The 21282-nt window shown below is 36.0% G+C and carries 9 protein-coding genes; 8 read left to right on the top strand and 1 reads right to left on the bottom strand.

Annotation, left to right across the window (positions count from 1 at the left end; all coding sequences use genetic code 11):
* Nucleotides 1-123 precede the first annotated feature (123 nt).
* Nucleotides 124-2031 (bottom strand): sulfatase, encoded by a 1908-nt coding sequence (locus tag PL77_RS26765; protein WP_156152568.1) that lies wholly within the window; start codon nucleotides 2029-2031, stop codon nucleotides 124-126.
* 277 nt (nucleotides 2032-2308) lie between these two features.
* On the opposite strand from PL77_RS26765, the gene PL77_RS26760 reads away from it, so the two are divergent.
* From PL77_RS26760 to PL77_RS26725, 8 genes are all read left to right on the top strand, one after another.
* Nucleotides 2309-6373, top strand: a complete 4065-nt coding sequence (locus PL77_RS26760) for an ATP-binding protein (RefSeq protein ID WP_044212074.1) — start codon at nucleotides 2309-2311, stop codon at nucleotides 6371-6373.
* 705 nt (nucleotides 6374-7078) lie between these two features.
* Nucleotides 7079-8566: an arylsulfatase gene (locus tag PL77_RS26755; RefSeq protein ID WP_044212087.1), complete on the top strand. Its 1488-nt coding sequence runs from the start codon at nucleotides 7079-7081 to the stop codon at nucleotides 8564-8566.
* Nucleotides 8567-8568: 2 nt separating this feature from the next.
* Complete coding sequence (locus PL77_RS26750; RefSeq protein ID WP_052444766.1) at nucleotides 8569-9999, top strand: sulfatase; 1431 nt, start codon at nucleotides 8569-8571, stop codon at nucleotides 9997-9999.
* Between the two features lie 510 nt (nucleotides 10000-10509).
* The gene (locus tag PL77_RS26745) at nucleotides 10510-13614 is read left to right on the top strand and encodes a TonB-dependent receptor (RefSeq protein ID WP_052444765.1); all 3105 of its coding nucleotides are present in this window, start codon (nucleotides 10510-10512) and stop codon (nucleotides 13612-13614) included.
* A gap of 9 nt (nucleotides 13615-13623) precedes the next feature.
* A complete protein-coding gene (locus tag PL77_RS26740; RefSeq protein ID WP_044212072.1) occupies nucleotides 13624-15354 on the top strand; it encodes a RagB/SusD family nutrient uptake outer membrane protein in 1731 nt (576 codons plus the stop codon).
* Nucleotides 15323-18220 carry a SusC/RagA family TonB-linked outer membrane protein gene (locus PL77_RS26735; protein WP_044212070.1) on the top strand — a complete coding sequence of 966 codons (2898 nt, stop codon included), beginning with the start codon at nucleotides 15323-15325 and terminating at the stop codon, nucleotides 18218-18220. Before PL77_RS26740 ends, PL77_RS26735 begins: the two co-directional genes overlap by 32 nt.
* 13 nt (nucleotides 18221-18233) lie before the next feature.
* A complete protein-coding gene (locus PL77_RS26730) occupies nucleotides 18234-19931 on the top strand; it encodes a RagB/SusD family nutrient uptake outer membrane protein (protein ID WP_044212068.1) in 1698 nt (565 codons plus the stop codon).
* Between the two features lie 11 nt (nucleotides 19932-19942).
* Nucleotides 19943-20845 (top strand): DUF1735 domain-containing protein, encoded by a 903-nt coding sequence (locus tag PL77_RS26725; protein ID WP_044212066.1) that lies wholly within the window; start codon nucleotides 19943-19945, stop codon nucleotides 20843-20845.
* Nucleotides 20846-21282: the final 437 nt, after the last annotated feature.

Below are 21282 nucleotides of genomic sequence, written 5' to 3'. Positions count from 1 at the left end.
TCTAAGCCTAGCTTTTTTTGCTTCGTTTTTTCAGCAATGGAAAAAATGAAGAAGAAGGTAACTTGGAAGTAATGCCTTAAAAGTTTTCTGAAAAGTCACTTTATAGATGAATAGATTTTAAAACTACTGTTCCCTCCAACGATTCATGTACAAACCACTTTTTGCAGTTTCTATTACGTCGAAATAAATGTTCTTATATTTCTTTCCGACTTTCTGTTTCGATGGAAGTTGATCAATTACCTTAGAATAGATACCATTATAATTTTCTTGATTTGGGAGATAATCAAAGATATTTCTTAGTGCATGCCATTGATCAAAATAATCATTGCCTAAAGCATATTTCTCTAAAGTCTTAAAGGCGTGATGTTTCGGAGTATTAATACATAAAATGGTTGCTAATTCAATTTGTACATAGCTTTCAGTCTCATTTTTTAATAATTCATGAATTAATTCATAATGATCCGATTGAAGTGACGTTTGACTCTTCAGGCCATAAGCTGCCCAATATCTCACTAACCCATGTTCAGATTTCAAACCTTTCAATTGTTTCTCAATGAACTTTTCACCTTCACCAGCAATATTGATTTGAGCCATCATTTCCTTTAATGGATAAATAGACTCATCCGTTTTAAATTCATAGGGAGTCATATTATGTTTTTTAGACATTGCCATCATTTCGCCATAAGGAATAAACTGAAGGTCTCTTGTCTTTAAAATTTCATTTTGACAAAGTTTTCTAAACTTCTTCAATTGTTTAGCATAAGCAGGATCATTGGCTAGGTTTCGAAGTTCCCATGGATCATTTTGAAGGTCGAAAAACATTTCTTTGTCTCTCTTCTGAGTGAATATATTTTTTTGATCATCATTAAGACGATTATTTTTCAAGTCATCTCGCATGGTTTCATATATCTTCGCAACTCCGGTGTAGTGTTTGAATTGCATTTCAGGTAGAGCAGTATTATAAACTCTAGAGTACATAAAACGGCCATCAGAAACTTCTCTTGTAATGTCTCTTGCGTCATCAGCGCCATCTTTATGACCATAGAAATGGGTTTTCTTATAATCATTAGCAAGTAAGTTAGTTCCTTCCATATAAGGTTGATAAGGAAGATTTGCGATAGACATGATAGTCGTAGCAAGATCTTCAAAACTTCCAACTCTTTCTGTTTGCTTACCCATTTTTAAACCAGATAAATGTTGGTATTTTTCCGGAACATACACATACATCGGAACACGGTGTCCTAAGTTGATCCCATTGCCCTTACCTCTTGGCATTGCTTCGCCATGATCAGCAAAAATAAAGATAATCGTTTCATCCTCTAGTTGATCTTCCTTCAGTTGCTCTAATATTTTTCCAATACGATAATCAGTGTAGTTGATGCAGTTATAAATACGAGCCATGTGATGTCTCATCTCAGGACTATCTCTGTAGAAAGGAGGGAGGATTAAAGTTTCCTCATCAGTTCTCAATGTTTTTGGAAGCTTGTTGTAGATCTCTTTTTTGTATTTTTCTTCCTTCCAAACAAAAGTTCTTGAAGCATGTGATTCATTCAAGTTGAAAACTGAAAAGAAAGGTTGGTTGTCTTTTCTATTTCTCCAATGTGCTTTGTTGCTTGATTCACTCCAGCATTCCTCAATAAATGCTTTTTGATTTCTAATATTATAATCTGTTTTTACATTGTTAGAAGTATGGTAGCCCTTTTCTTTCAAGTAATAAGGAAAGCCTTTGATAGTGGATGGAACAGGAATATTGCTACGATGATTTCCTGTACCAATTGATGAAGCGTGTAAACCTGTAATGATAGCTGATCTCGAAGGAGAGCAAATAGTAGCCGTAGAAAACATGGCATTGAAGCGTACGCCTTCTTTCTCTAATCGATCCATGTTAGGAGTAATTGAAGAAGGGTTGTCGTAGATTAAATGTGGAGAAGTATCTTCAAAAGTAATCCACAAAATATTAGGTTGCTCTTTAGTTTGGGCTATGGTTTCCCAAGTGACCATTAATACAAGTAATGTTATAAAAAGTTTCATTTCAATATGATTTGATTTAAGCACAATTTGTCTTTTTTGTTGGAAAACAGTAGCATATTAACTCATTTGATTCTATCAAGTATTAATATTTCACCCATTGAAAATGAATAATTACCCCTTCATACGAGATTGAAAAAGGTAAATTTGTTGTGAAGAAAGCGGTTTAGTTGTACTTTTACTAAACCTATACGACCCTGATGACTTCCAGATCAATGAATTTAAATATTCCAGCTAGGAAGGACTTTTTAAATAAGAGAATGGTTCTAACTGAAATGAAATGAATAAAATTTTACTCACACTACTAGTTTTTTTTATCACATTAAACTCCTTTGCATCTACATCTTTTGACCTTAATAAAATTACTGTTGAAAATGGATTATCTCATTCAGATGTAAGAGCTATCTGTCAGGATGATTATGGGTATATTTGGATTGCCACTTTGAAAGGTCTCAACTTCTTTGATGGAAGAGAAATCAAAGTATTTGATAAGTCTACAGGTTTCAAATCCAACCGTCTCATTGAAATGAAAAAAGGACATACAGGGCGTTTATGGATATTGACAGAAAATTCTGGTATTAGTTCTTTTGATCCTTTAACACATCATATTGACCACTATCAATTGTTAGAAGATTCAAAAAGTAAGAAGCTTTACGACATTCAAAACCTTTCCATCAAGTTTATGACTATCTCTCATAAAAAGGATTGTTTGTATCTTCTTTCATCAAATAGTAAGATTTATAAAATACCTTTAACAGAAGAAGGTAACGCAAAACACATTGAGGAAATCCCTTTTAATTTAAAAGTAAAACCAGACAATTTTGTTCGATCAATCTATTGTGACGATCAAGAAAATCTTTGGGTTGGAAAAAGAAATGGTTTATACTTTAAGAAAAATGGAAAAGTAAATTTTAAGAAAATAAAAAACTCAGAGAAGCTTTTAAAAGGAGTTAGATCAATTATCAAACTTAAAGACGATAAGTACATCATTGGTGCTTACAACGGTATTTTTAAAGTTTCTTTATACAATAATTCTATTACAAGATTTCAGAGGGGAAAAGGAATTTATAAAGTAAATGCCTTATTGAAAACAGCTCACAATGGTATTTTAGCGGGTAATAATCAAGGATTATGGCTGCTGAAACATAATCTCAAACCTCAATTTATTGAGATGGATGAGAGTAAAAAAAGAGTGAGTGTTTTTGCTTTATTGGAAGATCAATTTAAATCGATCTGGATTGGATGTAATTCCGTAGGTATTCGTTATACTGATTTGAAAGAAGCCAATTTTCAGCATGTTGATTTTGAAAAAAATGATACTTTCCAATTCAATTATTCAAGGTGTATGAATGAGGTGGATAATTATTACATCCATGGCACACAAAACGGTATTCACTTTGTTTCTAAAGATTTCAAACAAGAACATTATTTTGATGCTTTAAATAAGAATGATATTTGCCCCGTTTCTGCAATTGCAGTTTCAAATTCCAATTACATCATTGCGGGTTCGTCAGGCTATGGACTTTATATTTCAAAAAAACCTTTTTGCGGTTTTAAAGACTTGACTTTTGAGCAATTAAAAATGCCAAAAGAGTTAGAACTTCCTAAACGTTTTCATATTAAGACTGTAACGACCGATAAATATGATAATGTTTGGATTGCGACTAATGATGGGGGACTTTATCGATATAATTTGTTGACGAAAAAGGTGAAGTATATACAACAGGCAAAGAACATCTCTTTAGCAATGATCAATTCTATGTTGTACGAAGAAAGCAAGGATTTACTTTGGTTGGGGACAAGAAACAAAGGATTACTTCGCTTGACTTTAGAAGGAGATAGTATTGTCGATGCAAGACAGTATATGCATTCAGTGGGCAATGAACAGACTATCAGTGCTAATTTTGTGTATTCAATAGTAAGGGATAAGGAAGGACACATTTGGGCAGGAACTATTGGTGGAGCACTGAATTACCTTGTCAATGAAGAGGAAGGTATTTTTAAGCGATATAATCATTCAAATGGATTGTATGAAGACGATGTTGAGGGGCTTTTAGTAGACAATCAAAATGGTGATATTTGGATTGCAGGTACTTCGATCACGCGTTTTGATAGTAAAACAAAGACGTTTACACGTTATAGTAAATCGGATGGCATACATGCTGAAAATGGTTTTAAAGTAAAGACCGATTTTAAAGATGTCAATGGCCGTTTGTTCTTTGGAGGGGTTGATGGGTTGACTTATATCGACATTGGAAGTTGGAGAAAAGAAAAGCAGAAGATCAATATCAATATCAAGGAAATACAGATCAACCATCAAGAACTACTGTATCAAGAGGAGCTCAATGGAAGAGTCGTACTGGATAGTCAGGTAAGAGAAAAGAAGTTTTATCAACTTCAGCCAAATGAAAAGGATATTTCAATAGAGTTTATTGGGGTTAGCCCTAGTGAAGTTCCAAAAATGGAATATTCTTATAAAATGGAAGGGTATGACAATCAATGGATAAAAGTATCTGAGGGAAACAGTTTTGCCTACTATTCTAACCTTTCAAGTGGGAAATATACTTTTAAAGTAAAAGGAAGATTACATAACGGCCCTTGGTCTGAAGTACAGTCCACCTACTTTGAAATTGAAAAGCCATGGTGGCAAAGATGGTATTCTATTGGTTTGTTTGTGTGTATATTAATATTGGTTATTATTTTAATAAATATATCATACATTCATCAACATAAATTAAAAACGCAATTAATTTTAGCACAAAGTCAGAGAGAAAAAGATGAGGAGTTGATTGAGCAAAAGCTGGAATTTTTCACAAATGTAGGACATGATTTAAGAACACCATTGACGTTGATGCAAGGACCTTTGGATGAGGTGGTGCAGAATAAATCAATCTCTCCTGAGATCAGAGAAAAAATTTCTTTGAGTTATAATCAAACGAACAAACTCTTACGCTTAGTCAATGAGTTGATGGACTTTAGAAAGTTTGATAAAACATTGGAATTGAAATGTGTGAAGTTCGAATTAACGTCTTTCATTGAGAATATTTATAATTCTTTCCGATTAAAGGCAATGGACAAGAAAATCACATTCCAATTAGATCAACCCAAGGAAGACCTCAATGTGTATTTTGATGCTGAGAAAATTGAATCCGTTATATATAACTTACTTTCAAATGCCTTTAAGTTCACGGAAGAAAACGGAAATATTACGATCAAAGTAGATGTTGATGCATCGGATAAAATGATCAAATTAAAAGTAATTGATGATGGCCTTGGTATCGATGAAAATGCTCTAGATAAAATCTTTGACCGATTCTATCAAACCAAAAATGCGAACTCCATTAATATAAAAGGAACAGGTTTAGGGTTGTCAATTGCCAAGAGTGTCATTGAGGCACATGAAGGTAAAATTGAAGTGGAAAGTAGAAAAGGACAAGGTACAACTTTCATCATCGAATTACCTTTAAAAGAGGCACCAAATGAAGAGGTAATCCCTCAAAATTTCTTTGTTCAACAGGAAACTAATATTGAAATCAAAGGAGCCACTTTTGAAAAACAAACCGTGTTGTTGGTAGAGGATAATGAAGATATATTGCTTTATTTATCCAATCTATTAAAAGATACTTGTACTATCAAAGGAGCTTCAAATGGTAAAGAGGCACTTGAAATATTAAAGGAAGATCGAAATATTTCGCTTGTAGTCAGTGATGTAATGATGCCAGATATGAATGGTACAGAACTATGTCATGAAATCAAAACCAACGAACATTTATGGCATATACCTGTTTTCTTATTGACGGCGAAAACATCTCTAGTGCATCAACTAGAAGGTTTGGAAACGGGAGCTGACGATTATATTACCAAGCCGTTCAAACCGAGTATCTTGAAGCAGAAAGTCATCAATGTATTGAAAAACAAAGAGCATGTAATGGTGATGTACCAAGGAGTAATGCAATTACAGAAACCATTGAGTAAATATTCTAAAGAAATGGATGACAATTTCTTAGAAGAGACTATTGCAATTGTGGAAAAGCACCTTCCTGATGCTAATTTAAATGTACAGTTGTTGGTAGATGAAATGGGGATGTCTCAGTCTGCACTTTACAAGAAAATGAAAGATGTGACAGGGAAATCTTTAGTGGAATTTATCAAAGATGTTCGTATGCGAAAAGCGGGAGAGTTACTCTTATCCTCTAACTTAAAAATCTTTGAAATCGCTTATGAAATTGGTTTCAATGATGTGAAATATTTCAGAAAATGTTTTAAAGAACATTATGGAATGTCCGCTTCAGAGTATATCAAGAAGATGTCTGAAATTTCGGAGAAACAGGATATGGCGAGTTAAGTACACTGTAAACGAAATTATCGTCAACTTTCAAGCTTCCTTTATACAAGCATTGATAGGATCTACTTTCAAACGTCTTTCTTCTTCGTTTTTGTCTTGAAACAAAAAGAAGCAAAAAATTCAAGGCTTTGAAGTCAAAAGCTAAATTCCATTCCATTCGCCTTTTGAAAGGATAACTCGATCAAAACTTCATCGTTTTGAGATGCTCAGACAGCAAAATCATTTTTAACGGCTCACTTCATGAAATTCTTGACGCTTTTCCCTTCAAGGCCGAGGGAAGAAGTAGCAAATGAATAAGATAGAAAGTCCACTTGCGCGAATGTTAAGCGATAGCGTCATTCGTGTCCTAAAGATCAGCAGAAATCTCCTGATTTCTAAACACTTTAAATATTCAAAAACTTAGTTTACAATGTATTAAGTTATTGGGGTATAATTCATTCAAATACTTTTTGATTAAAATGTAGGCCTATTTGTACGAATAAGAACCCTAACAAAACCTACTTTTTAACCTACATTTGATTGAGGTATAAACGAAAAAGAAATGGGAGTAAATAACATGCACCATGCCTAAAGTTGTAAGCAGGTGATACATACTTCAATCTTGATGAGGTTGGATAATCATCTACCTATAGTTTTAACGATGGTGTGTGATACAACCATTTCTTTATTCCAATACTTATTTTTTATCAATTAAGAAAGATGCAAATGAATGTATTACGAAATAACATCTTAAAAATAGCGGTGGTTTTAGCCGTGGTTTTTGGGGTCTCTTCTTGTGCAACTCCTCATAAGAAGTCAGTTGACAAAAAAATTAAACAACCTAATATTATTTATATCCTAGCTGATGATGCAGGTTGGGGAGATTTTAGTTGCTATGGCCAAGAAAAATTTTCTACACCTAACATTGATGCATTAGCAGAAAGTGGTATTCGATTTACAGATCACTACGCAGGAAGTAGTGTTTGTGCTCCATCAAGATCAGCATTATTAACGGGTCAGCATACAGGGCATACACCAATTAGAGGTAATAAAGAAGTATTGCCAGAGGGGCAAGTGCCAATTCCAGCAGATACATACAGTTTACCAAAAATGCTTAAGCAAGAAGGTTATGTAACGGGTATGTTTGGTAAGTGGGGCTTAGGTTATCCGCAATCAGAAGGAGCACCTAACGCTCAAGGGTTTGATGAGTTTTATGGTTATAATTGTCAGCGTTTAGCACATACTTATTATCCATTGTATCTAAGACACAACGGAACGAAAGTGCCATTACCAGCAAATTCAGAAGGTCAGATGACGTATACACACGATATGATTCATGAGCAGGCGTTGTCTTTTATGGATCAAAATAAGGATAAACCTTTCTTCATGTACTTGCCTTACACTATTCCACACGCTGAAATGGTTGTGCCACAAGATTCTCTTTTCCAGGCGTATAAAGAAAAATTCCCTCAAGGAAAACCGTATGTCAATAAAGCGAACCATGATCCGAATTTAACGCATGAAGATCGTTTTTATAGAGGTGCTTATGGTGATCAAGAATATCCAAGAGCTGCGTTTGCTACTATGATGCATTATTTGGATCAATCTGTAGGAGAAGTAGTTCAAAAAGTAAAAGACCTCGGGTTAGAAGAAAATACAATTATCATTTTCAGTTCTGACAACGGTCCCCATAAAGAAGGTGGAGCAGATCCTTATTATTTCAAATCTTTTGGTCCTTTTAAAGGGGTAAAAAGAGATTTGTATGAAGGAGGAATTAGAGTTCCAATGATCGTTTCATGGCCAAAAACAATTGCTGAAAAAACGGTTTCAGATCATCCATCAGCATTTTGGGATGTTTTACCAACTGTTGCAGAGATTGTAGGTGTTGAAATTGCAGAAGATAAAAATATCGACGGTATTTCTTTCTTACCTACATTGTTAGGAGAGGCCAAAAATCAAGCACAACATGATTACTTATATTGGGAGTTCCATGAAAAAGGGGGACGTAGAGCCGTAAGAATGGGTGATTGGAAAGCAGTACAATATAACTTGAAGAAGAAGAAGAAAATTGAGATTTATAATCTATCAAATGATCCTTCAGAAAGTAACAACCTTGCGAAAGAACAACCTGAGATCGTAAAAAAAGCTCAAAAAATCTTTGATGAAGCAAGAACAGTATCTACGGCATTTCCATTCCAAGCTGAAAGCTTATAATCATGCATCTCAAATCAATTTTATTTATTTTCTGTTTTCTATCTATTTTAACAGAAGGTATAAGTCAAACCAATAAAAAGCCCAATATCGTTCTATTTTTTGTAGACGATATGGGTTGGAAAGATCCTGCTTTTATGGGATCTGATTACCATGAAACACCTCATTTAGATCAATTTGCTTCTGAGGGAATGGTATTTCATAATGCCTATTCCGCAGGACCCAATTGTGCTCCATCAAGAGCTTGTATGATTTCTGGGCAGTACACACCAAGACATGGTAAAGTGGCCGTTTGGAATTCAAAAAGAGGAATTGAGGAACAAATGAGGTTGGAACCAATACCTGATCAAGGTTTGCCATTAGAAAACTACACTTTGGCAGAAGCCTTAAACGATGGGGGCTACAAGACAGCAATTTTTGGGAAATGGCATATTGCAGGAACTCCAGCTGAACAAGGTTTTGATGTCAACGGAGAAACGGATGCAAGCGAAATTAATTTTAAGGAAACTGATGATCCGAAAGACATCTTCAGCCTTACAGAGAAAGCTTGTAATTTTATGGAAGAAAATAAAGACGAACCTTTTTTCTTATTCCTCTCACACCATACAGTACACACCAAATGGGAAGCTAGACAACCCATGATTGAGTACTTTGAGCAAAAAGAAAAAGGGAAAATCCATAAAAACGCCAAGTATGCGGCAATGGTCAAACATACAGATGATAGTATGGGAATGATCATGGATAAATTGAAATCTTTGGGGTTAGATGATAATACAATTGTATTCTTTACTTCTGATAATGGAGCTATTGGTAAAGTAAAACAAACACCATTGAGAGGAGCAAAAGGGATGTTGTATGAAGGAGGTATTCGAGTACCATTGGTTGTAAGATGGCCTTCAAAAATTAAACCTTCCAACTCAACAACACCAATTATCAATATTGATTTTTATCCTACAATGTTGGATTTGGCAGGAATCAACAAAGCAAAGGACAAGGTATTGGATGGTGAAAGTTTTACCCCAATTCTTGAAGGTAAAAAGGAAAAGCTTTCAAGATCGACCATCTATTATCATTATCCTATTTACCTTGATGGTAAAAATGCCAGAGGAGCAAGAGATGCTTACTTTAGAAATCGACCGGTCACGGTAGCTATTCAAGGAGATTGGAAATTACTTCTTTTCCATGAAGAATATGTGTTAGATGGAGGTGAAGCTAAAATTGCCTCTAATCAGATGGTGGAGTTATACAACCTAAAAGATGATCCTTCTGAGAAGAAAGATTTATCAAAAATTGAAACGAAAAAAAGAGATCAATTGCTGAAGGACTTGAAGAAGTGGATGGAGAAGACGAATGCTCCTTTAGCAATGAAGAAAACGCCGGAAAATTATCGTCCGGTATATAAACGTGGGAGTAACAAAAGCAAAATGACACATTAGTGTTGTGTTCGAGTTATTTTTCACCTAATTACATTGTAAACTAAGTTTCGAATATTTATGGGATTTAGCTTTTGACTTCAAGGCCGAAGGAAGTACTACCTAACGAATTGAGTAAAAAGACCACTGGCGCGAATGTTAAGCGATAGCTTCATTCGTGTTCTACAGATCAGCAGAAATCTCCTGATTTCTAAATACCAATAAAAGTTGACGATAACTTAGTTTATAATGTACTAATTGATAATAAGAGAGACTGAAAAATGAGGATATTTTTGTAATTTTATGATTACGAAAATATCCTTTTTTTTTGATTTTTTAATATTTTCGTTATTGAGGTCCAAAAAATACGATAAATAGCCACTATATACATAAAAACGCACTTTTTATTAGTTTTTCCCCCTTTTTTAATGAAAAATTAGGGGATTATACTCCCTTTAAAACTGTTGTTTTGTAATGAAATGAAATAGAATAGGTTCTATTCTCAACAAGAACACTTTAACATTTTTTGAAATTATGCACAAGAAGTTTACTCATTTTAGAGTGACTCACAGCATTACTAGAAAAAGCATTCTGTATCTGACTTTTTTACTACTATTTAGTTTTGATACTCTTGCCAATTCAGAAGCTGATGATAAGACTCTTCAAGCGCTTCAGGAAAACATTGTTGTTTCTGGAGTAGTAAAAGATGAAATGGGAGAATCACTACCAGGTGTGTCTATCCTTATAAAAGGAACTACTAAAGGAACAATTACTCATTTTGATGGTTCTTACAAACTATCTGTTAATACTAACGACGTATTAGTGTATTCCTTCATTGGTTACAAAAGCAAGGAAGTTGTTGTTGGTACGCAATCTGTTATCGATATCGTGTTGTCACTAGACGAGGAACTACTCGAAGAAGTAGTGGTTGTAGGTTATGGTGTACAAAAGAAACAAAGTATTGTTGGAGCCATTGAAACTACGCCAACAGAAGATTTATTAGAATCTGGCGGTGCAACGAACATGACTAGTGCATTGACAGGTAGAGTAGCAGGTATGACGGTGATGGAGACTACTTCAGAACCAGGACAGAATGAAGCACAAATCTTAATCCGTGGTCGCTCTTCATGGAATGATAACTCACCACTTATTCTAGTAGATGGTGTAGAAAGAAGCTTTAATGATATTGACCCTAATGAAGTAGAATCAATTTCGGTATTAAAAGATGCTTCTGCAACGGCGGTATTTGGTGTGAAAGGTGCCAATGGTGTAATCTTGGTGACTTCAAAGCAAGGTTCTGAGGAGAAAACAAGAATTAATATCTCTCAGGAAGTGGGGATTAAAACTCCAATGAATACTTCATCAAGATTAGATATGCCTAATACATTTAGATTATCCAATCGAGCATTGGCAAATGATGGACTTTGGGATCAAATGATTCCAGAAAGCTATATCAGAAACTGGGAAGATCCTAATAGAGATCTTGAAAGATACCCAGAAGTAGATTGGTGGGACGAGGTTGTCGGAACAGGTTACCAATCGAAAACCAACTTCAATATTTCGGGTGGAACAAAGAAAATCAAATATTTCACATCAGTAGGCTATTTAAGAGAAACAGACGTTCTAAATTCTCAATCGAATCAGGATTATGATCCAAGTTTTATGAATGATCGATTAAACTTTAGAACCAACCTTAAGTTTAAAGTAACGAAAACAACAAGTGTAGATTTTGGTATTTCTGGAAACCAAAAAAGGTATTCAAGTCCTGAGGAAGTAAAATCAAGTGAATATCAAAAAGGTGAATTTTTTAAGAAAATCTACAGAACACCTTCTTACCTTTATCCAGCAAGATTTGAAAATGGTACTTATGGAGGTATTGACCCTAACGGAGCAGACAACCCTTTATCAATTCTAAACGAATCAGGTAGCGGACAAACAAGACGTTCGGAGCTGTTTACAAACTTACAACTCGATCAAAAACTAGATTTCATTACAAAAGGACTTACGTTTAGAGCTAAAATTGCTTTTGATACTTATACAGAGTTTAACAAATCAATCGTTAAAGACAGAACATTATTTCACTATCCAACTCCTGACGCTGAAAACCAAGTACGTTATCCTGATGCTAACTTCGTTGAACAACCAGTCACTATTGAAAATTGGGAATATGGTTGGTTTAGAAAAACGATGTTGTATGAATTTTCTTCTCGTTATAACAGAACATTTGGAGACCATTCAGTAACCGGTTTATTACTTTTCTCAAGAAGAATCAATTCACCTGATGTATCTTTCCCATTCTATGAAGAAAACTGGGCAGGTAGACTAACTTATGACTTCCGTATGAAGTATATGGCTGAAATTAACGTGGGTGTCAATGGATCTGATAACTTCGCTCCTGGAAAACGATTTGGTGTATTCCCATCATTTGCATTGGGATGGGCCATTTCAGAAGAAAATATCTTTAAAAGATTGGATTGGTTGAATAGTGCTAAGATCCGTTATTCTTATGGTACCGTAGGGCGTTCGCACATCAACAACAATACAAGACACCTTTACTTTGGTGAATACTATCAAGATGGTAACATCAACTGGAGATTAGGACAAGATCCAAGAAACTGGGCTCCTCACTATTATGAGGGAAGAATTCCTAACGAAAATGCAACTTGGGAAAAAGCAGTGAAACAGAACTTAGGTTTTGAAGCAACAGTCTTAAAGAACTGGAAACTGACCGTAGATCTATTCAATGAGTACCGTTATGACATCTTGATGGAAAGAAGAAATATTCCAGCTTGGTCAGGTTTCCCTGAAAACCCTTACGCCAATATTGGTGAAGTGAAATCAAGAGGTTTTGAAGTGGCATTAAGTTATGACTTTACAGTAGGCGATTACTTGAAGATTGGCATTGCTCCAAACTACTCAATGAATGAAAGTAAAATCATCAACAGAGATGATCCAGCTTTACTTCCTGAATCACAAAAAGATGCAGGTAAGCCTATCGGATGGAAAAAAGGATACGTTACAGATGGTTTATACCAAAACTGGGACGACATTTATAACTCACCAAATACTAACTTGGGTGGTTCGCCAATTCCAGGTGATATCAAATATGTTGATTTCAATGGCGATGGTAGTGTAGATATCAATGATCAAACTGTACTAAAAGGGTTGGATGTACCAACACAGACGTATGGTGTGAACCTTTCATTGAGCTATAAAGGGCTTTCTGTTTCAGCATTATTCTACGGTGTAAGTGGTAATTACGCAAATATCTCAGACGATATGATGTGGGGTTTCTCAAAAGGTTTTTATGTATTGGATGAATTCCATACCAATACTTGGAGTGCAGAAAATCCAAACGCAAATGCGAACCCAACTCTTCACTTCCAAAACAGACAGCATAACAATAACCCAACGGAATACAAGTGGGAAGATGCTTCGTATTGGCGTCTGAAAAACTTAGAAGTTGGCTATACGCTGAAAGGCAAGACAGGAGCTTTCTACAGAAATATGTACATCTATGCATCAGGTAATAACTTATTTACAGTTACTGATTTTGATGATAGACTGGACCCAGCCAACTCAAATGCGGCTTATCCTCTAGTGAGAAGATTTAATCTTGGTTTACGACTTGGTTTATAAGAAAAGGAAATGAAAAGATTTATAATATTATTACTGGCAATTGGTTTTCTTTCTTGCGAAAGATTTTTAGATCGTTCACCAGATCAAGGTGTGACGGAGTCTGAAGTGTTTACCAATTATGAGTCATATAGAGCCTTCAATGACAAACTATATGCTTATTTAGATGATTATTTTGATTGGCGTCGTCGTTTTGATTCAGGTAGTTTCAGTGACGAAACGGAGAATAATTCAAACTGGACCGTTCAAAACGATATGAATGCAGGTGGTTTTTACTCAAAACCAGGTAATGCTAATAATACAGAAGTAGGTTGGGAAATGAGCAATCAAGGTATTGGTTCTCGTTCTCCAGTCATTGCGAATAGTTTTCAGGCTATTCGTACTGCAAACATCACGATCGAAAGAATTGAGATGTTAGAGGATGCTACTCCACAACAAATTGATGAGCTTTTAGGACAAGCCTACTTTATGCGTGCATGGCATTATTTCCAAGTGTTGATTCGTTGGGGAGGAATGCCAGAAATGAAGGCCTCTTTTACACCGGATACTGATTTTAACCTTCCAAGAAGAAACTTTGTAGAAAGTGCTCAAGATTGTGTGGAAGATTTAGATATGGCACTAGAATTATTACCCAATCGATGGGAAGCCGATCAACTAGGTCGTGTCACTAAAGGTGCCGCTTTAGGTTTAAAAGGAATGATTCAGCTTTATATGGCTTCACCATTAATGCAACAAGATGCAGGAAATGGAGCGGTTTATAATAATGAGTTACTTCAGCAAGCTATGGCTACTCAAGGAGAGTTGTTCAGAACTGCTGGTGAATACGGTATTCAATTGATGAATGGAAATAACTACAGTGATATTTTTTACAATGAGTTTGAGCCAGCCAATTCAGAATTTGTATTTTGGAGACATACAGGTATCCGATCTTCTACTGATGTAAGAAATCACTTTATACCACAGTCTTATGGAGGTGCCAATGCTACCACTGGCCCAACGCAAAATATAGTAGATCGATATGAAATGAGTAATGGATTACCAATCAATGATCCTGATTCAGGTTATGATACGAATAATCCATATGAAAATCGTGACCCTAGATTCTACAACAACATTTTGTATAATGGAGCACCTTGGGGTAAAAATGGTAATACACAATTATACATTGAAACATACACTGGAGGCAGAGAAGATAAGTTACCGATCAACCAAAGATCATTGACAGGTTATTTTGTCAAAAAATACTGGCCAGTAGGCAACAACCGTTGGGAGAATAGATACGGTATGCACTATATGCCTTGGGTGTTTATTCGCTATGCACAGATTTATTTAGATTTTGCAGAAGCAGCCAATGAGGTATACGGCCCAACGACAGTAGCGCCAGAGGCAGGAATGTCAGCCGTTCAAGCCATCAATATTATCAGAAATAGAGTAGGGATGCCAGATGTAAACGCTAAATACACTTCTAGTAAAGATATTTTTAGAGAGAGAATTCGCAACGAAAGAGCTATTGAATTGTGTTTTGAAGGGCACCGTTGGTTCGACTCGCGTAGATGGAAAACAGCTGAGCAAGATTACCGTTCGATCCGAAAAGTAATTATCACGAAAGACGGGGATAACTATACTTATGAATACCCTGAAATTCCGAATGCGAGAAATTTCTCGGAAAGAAATTACTGGTACCCGATTCCATTGGAGGAAGTAAGTAAAAATGAAAATTTCACTCAAAATCCAGGATGGTAAGAAAGTTATGAATTATACGAATAAAATATATAAATGGACTTTTGCTTCCCTCGTATTTTTTATGGGTGCAAATGCTCATGCACAAGAAGAAGTTGAAGTGCCATTACAAGAAGTACCTTCAAAAGTGACTTCTGAGGGGACTGAAAGGTTCAAGAGAACATTGAAACTAAGTAGTGACGAAAAGGTAGAAACTACTTACAGAACGCTTTCGAAAGAGCAGTTTATTGGAGTAGCCAACGGAATTTATGGAGACGATCTTTCCACTTCCAATGAACTCAATCTTTCTAACACATTACAAGGTAGAATCCTTGGCCTGCAAGTGACTACAAATGCTAACGTACCTGGAGGTGGAGGAGCCTCTATTACCGTACGTGGAAAAGACAGTAACAGTGGTAACTCACCTTTGGTATTGGTAGATGGTATTGACAGACCTTGGCAGGATTTGAATCCTGAGGAAATTGACAAAGTGGTAGTTCTTAGAGATGCTACTGCGAAGATTCTTTATGGATCAAGAGCAGCCAATGGTGTAATTTTGATTACAACCAAAAGAGGGGAGTCAAGTGGTCTACAAATTAGTGGCGGATTTGAATTTGGAATGAAAACGCCAACCAGTAACCCTGAATTTTTAAGTGCTGATGAGTACGCTCAGTATTACAATCAAGCGCGTTTAAATGATGGTCTTCCTGCTTTTTACAGTGAAGAACAGATAGCAGCGTATAGAAATGGTACAGATCCACTTTTATACCCTAATGAAAATTACAGAGATTTTGCTTTAAAAGAATCAGCACAGTATCAAAAAGGGTATTTGAACTTCCAAGGAGGAACAAAAAAGGCAAAGTTTTTTGCTCACTTAGGATACACTGGTGATGGAGGATTAGAATCTACGGGTTTTGAGACCACTTACGAACGTTTCAATATGAGAGCCAATGTTGATATTGAGTTATCAAGCTGGGCTACTTTAAAAACGGATGTAGCAGGTAGAGCAGAGTTCAGAAATAAGCCAGCAATGTCTACGGCTAATTTCTTTACGGATTTAGCTTCAACAAGAGCATTAGAATATCCTATTTTTATTGAACAAGGCGACTCTAGAGAAACGACCGTATTGGGAGGTAGTTTAAATCACCCTCAAAACATTTATGGTCAAATGAATTATGGCGGATATGATATTCAGAATGATAGAAATATTCAAACAAGAATCGGTTTTGATTTTGATTTAGACGATTATGTCAAAGGTTTATCAGCGGATATCTATGCCTCTATTGACTATAACTCTATGTTTAGATACGGTAAAAATGAAGGTTATAACAGTTATGCTGTTGTGATGCCAGGTGAGGAAGAAGGATATAAATTACAATTGGTCAATTCTGGTCTTAAATCGGATGACCAAGTGCGAAAAGCATCAAGTGATTACTACAGCAATACGTTTTACGGTTCTATTAACTACGACAGAACTTTTAATGACAAACACCACTTACTTCTAACAGGTGTAGGATATCTTCAAGGAACTTCGGACAGTCAAAGCTTCCAAGTGCACAAACACTTGCATACAGGACTGTCGGCAAATTACATGTTTAATAAAAAATATGTAGTGGAAGGATCTTCTGTTCTTGTGACTTCTAATACACTGCAGAACCAAAATCAATCGATGTGGACTTACTCAGGCGGTTTAGGTTGGATAGTTTCTAATGAAAACTTCCTCAAAAACAATGATGTGTTGACTTACTTAAAACTAAAGGGTTCTGCAGGTGTATTAGCACACAATAATTCATTGAATTATTATACAGAAGTACTTCGATACGGAGAAAGTGGCGACGCTCGTTTTGGTCCTACCAACAACAACAGATACCCTGTTTGGACACCAACGGCATACGGTAATGAAGACATTGAATATGAGAAATCAATTGAGTTAAACTTAGGTACTGAGTTGGCATTATTCAATAAAATCTACGTGGAGGCAAATGTATTTAGAAATGCCCGTAAAGATATGCCAGTAGCCATGGACGATTTTTACCCTGACTATTTGGGCGGAAATCAAATGATGATGAATTATAACGCTACATTAAGTAATGGTTTTGAGTTAATGGTTTCTTACATGAAGCAATTAGGAGCATGGCATATTGGTGTATCATCCAATTTCATGTATCAGCAAACAGAGTGGGATGAGGTGTTGGAATATCAGTTTGATGAAACTTACTTGAGTCAAAAAGGAATGCCGATTGGTAATGTATACGGCTACAGAAACTTAGGTTTCTTCCAAAATGCCGGTGACATTGCAGGTGCTACCAACCAAACATTTGGTGCGGTAAGACCTGGTGATTTGAAATATTCTGATTTGAACAACGATGGTGTGATTGATGAAGACGACAGAACGTACTTGGGCACAACAGATCCTACAATGACGTACGGTATCCAATTGAATGTGGGTTACAAGAATTTCAACTTATTCGTTCATGGTTCAGGGTTAGCAGGTCACTACGTTAACAACAACAGTCAATATTATCAGTTTGATGGTCTGATGAACTACTCTGAGATTGCAAGAGGAGCATGGACGGAGGCAACAGCTGGAGAGGCGTCTTACCCTGCCTTAACAACAGCGCAGTCTACCAACAACTTCCAAAACTCAGATTTCTGGTTAGAAAAAGGTAATTTCTTCAGAATCAAAAGTGTAGAGTTGAGTTATACAATGCCAGCTAAAATTGTACAGAAAATGGCTGGAATTCAATCAACATTTACATTGAGAGGTAATAATCTTTATGAATTCACAACGATTGGAAATAAAAATTTAGATCCTGAAAGACCCAATACAGGGATCACGAACTTCCCGATTATGAGAAGTGTGACTTTGGGAGCTCATTTTAAATTTTAATTGATGTAATGATATGAAAAGAATAAAATACATAGTGCTAAGCTTGATTATTGGATTATCAACATCAGCATGTTCAAATTACTTAGAGTTAGAGAGAGATAACCACAGATCTGAAAAAGAAATTTGGGCTCACCCTAGCACAGCAGAAGGTGTATTGCTTTCCGCTTACCAAGCACTTCCATCAGTGTATACTTCTTATGGAAATGATATTTTGGATTGTGCGACTGACAATGCCGTCACAAGAAAAATTGAATCATCGCTTAGAAGAATGTCCGCTGGCGGATGGAATCCATCAAGTAATCCTATTGGGGATTGGTCAGGGTCTTATGAGGTGATTAGAAATATCAATGATTTCCTTCAGAAAGGTTTAGCCGTGGATTACTTTATCTCTGATTCACTCCGAAACGCCAACTACAAACAACGTTTATATGGTGAGGCCCACTTTTTAAGAGCTTATTATCATTTTAACCTTTTAAAAAGACATGGCGGAGTAGCCACAAATGGTAGAGTATTGGGTGTTCCTATTATGCTTGGACAAACATCAGACAATACCACATTGCCAAGAAATACTTACGAAGAAGTAGTGGTACAAATTCTAAAAGATACCGAAGTAGCCATGGAGAACTTGCCATTGGAATACACGGGTTCGGATGTAGATTTTGGAGAATCGAATATTGGTAGAGCCTCTCAAATGGCTGCTCAAGCACTTCGTTCAGTCGTTACACTTTATGCTGCGAGTCCTGCATTCGCAGATCAACAAGACCAACTTTCCGCTGAAGAGAAGTGGGGCAGAGCATTATACGAAAGTCAGAAATTGATTGATATCATGAACGGACTTCCTGCATGGGATGATGATATTTTCTTTGATGACCGAGTGGGCGAGCCGATTATGAGAAGATATGCGAACAACAACGACATTGAGCGCAAAAACTATCCACCATCGCTAAATGGACAAGGAAGTACGAACCCATCACAAGAGTTGGTAGACGCCTTCCCAATGGCCAATGGTTATCCGATTGATCACCCAGATTCTGGTTACGATGCTACAAAACCTTATGAAGGGAGAGATGAACGCTTTTATGCAACAATTATTCACAATGGTGCTTCATTTAAAGGCACAACAATTGCAACACATGTAGGAGGAGAAGACCATGTTCAAGTCAATGATTTTGCCACAAGAACGGGGTATTACCTAAAAAAGTTTATCAACCCTAATGTGAGCATTACGCCAGGTTCTGTCTCTAACGGGCGTCATTATATTGCTTTATTTAGAAAAGTAGAAGCGTATTTAAATTATGCAGAGGCTGCCAATGAGTTGTCTGGTCCTAACACTGTACCACCGTTTGGTAGAATGACCGCCAAAGAGGCGATTCAAGTAGTACGTCAGAGAGCCAAAATTACTTCAGACGCTTACCTTAATTCCATTGCAGGGAGAGAGGCTTTCAGAGACTTTATTCACAACGAAAGACGTATTGAATTGGCTTTTGAAAACCACCGTTTTTATGATATCCGCCGTTGGAATTACAGTTTAGATGCAATAAATTTACCTGTAAATGGTATTGAAATAAATATAGATCAAAACACACTGACAACTTCCTATCAAAAGATTCATGTTGAAGATAGAAATTACCAAAGCTACATGATTTACGGGCCTATTCCATATCGTGAAGTATTGAAGGGTGATGCTATTATTCAAAATAAGGGATGGTAAATGAATGAATTATGAGAAAATTACTTTATACTTTTATCGCAGCATTGTTTTTATTGACAAGTTGCGAAAGTTACAATAACTACCTTAACGACTACGATTATTCAACAGTCTATTTTCCGTATCAAAAACCAGTAAGAACGGTGATTGCAGGAGAGGGCTTACAGTTTAAAATGGGCGTAGTGCTTGGAGGAAAAAGAGAGAACAACAGAACAGAAGTGGTAAGCTATACCATCGACTCAACCCTGTTGGAAGGTACCGCATTTGAACTTTTACCTTCGGAATATTACACTTTGAGCAATGATAATGAAATGTGGATTCAAGAAGGAGAATTCAACGGCTTAATTGATGTTGTTTTAGATTCTGCACAATTCCTTCAAGATCCTAATGCATTGATCAGAAATTATGCTCTACCCATCCGAATTCTAACTTCCACTACAGACTCAGTACTGACAGGAGATGAAACGAAAGGGGTAGAAGCTATGGACTATATGATTCCGGTGATCAAGTACATTCATACGTTAGATGCCGTTTGGTATCATCACGGCGTTGATTCCGTTTTCAACACAACAGGAGGCTTAGAAGAGGTGACTGTAAATAGCAATCAAGACATGGTGAACAACACCACTTGGAATCTTTCGACAGTAGGTGCAACAGAGGTGATCTCAAATGGACTTTCAGGAATTCGTTTTACATCCCGCTTGCATATGAATATGGATTTCGAAAGCGGTATCATTGATGTAACAAGTGCTTCAGATTCTGAAATCCAAGATGTTGAAAATATTGCTTCTCGTTACGTAAAAGAAGACCAAAGAGTGTACTTGAAATATAAATATGAATTGGACAATCAAACTCATATCGTTACAGATACTCTAACATTCAGAAACAAAGAACTTTCATTAGAACTTTGGGATTAAGCTATACTAATTCAAACTACAAAGTGATGCTGTTTTCAATGGCATCACTTTTTTTGTGTTTGAAATTAAATAGCAGGTCCAAATGGTAGAAACCTCACTGGCGCGAATGTTAAGCGTAAGCGTCATTCGTGTTCTTGAGATCATCAGAAATCTCCTGATTTCTAAACATAATAATTAACGATAGTTTCGTTTACAATGTAATAAGTTGATCTTAGTTTTAATTCTTCTTTAGAATATCTAATTTTATTTATCTCTTAAAGAATCTATATAATAAACTAAAATTAAGAATGAGCAAAGCAATCAATGGAAGTTCAAATAAAACTAAAACAACATTTCTATTTGGAGCGGGAGCAGCAATACCGTTTTATGGCCCGAATACTTCGTTCCACTGTTTGAAATGACGCCCCCACTGTTCTTAGTGTCAAGCCGTCAGGCGT

This window comes from Flammeovirga sp. OC4, from assembly GCF_000812565.1.
Taxonomy (GTDB): Bacteria; Bacteroidota; Bacteroidia; order Cytophagales; family Flammeovirgaceae; genus Flammeovirga.
This window is presented reverse-complemented; position numbering and strand designations above follow the sequence as displayed.

Bases quoted from the DNA above. Each gene is read 5' to 3' on its own strand.
- PL77_RS26765 (WP_156152568.1), bottom strand. From the start codon at position 2,031: ATGAAACTTTTTATAACATTACTTGTATTAATGGTCACTTGGGAAACC.
- PL77_RS26760 (WP_044212074.1), top strand. From the start codon at position 2,309: ATGAATAAAATTTTACTCACACTACTAGTTTTTTTTATCACATTAAAC.
- PL77_RS26755 (WP_044212087.1), top strand. From the start codon at position 7,079: ATGAATGTATTACGAAATAACATCTTAAAAATAGCGGTGGTTTTAGCC.
- PL77_RS26750 (WP_052444766.1), top strand. From the start codon at position 8,569: ATGCATCTCAAATCAATTTTATTTATTTTCTGTTTTCTATCTATTTTA.
- PL77_RS26745 (WP_052444765.1), top strand. From the start codon at position 10,510: ATGCACAAGAAGTTTACTCATTTTAGAGTGACTCACAGCATTACTAGA.
- PL77_RS26740 (WP_044212072.1), top strand. From the start codon at position 13,624: ATGAAAAGATTTATAATATTATTACTGGCAATTGGTTTTCTTTCTTGC.
- PL77_RS26735 (WP_044212070.1), top strand. From the start codon at position 15,323: ATGAAAATTTCACTCAAAATCCAGGATGGTAAGAAAGTTATGAATTAT.
- PL77_RS26730 (WP_044212068.1), top strand. From the start codon at position 18,234: ATGAAAAGAATAAAATACATAGTGCTAAGCTTGATTATTGGATTATCA.
- PL77_RS26725 (WP_044212066.1), top strand. From the start codon at position 19,943: ATGAGAAAATTACTTTATACTTTTATCGCAGCATTGTTTTTATTGACA.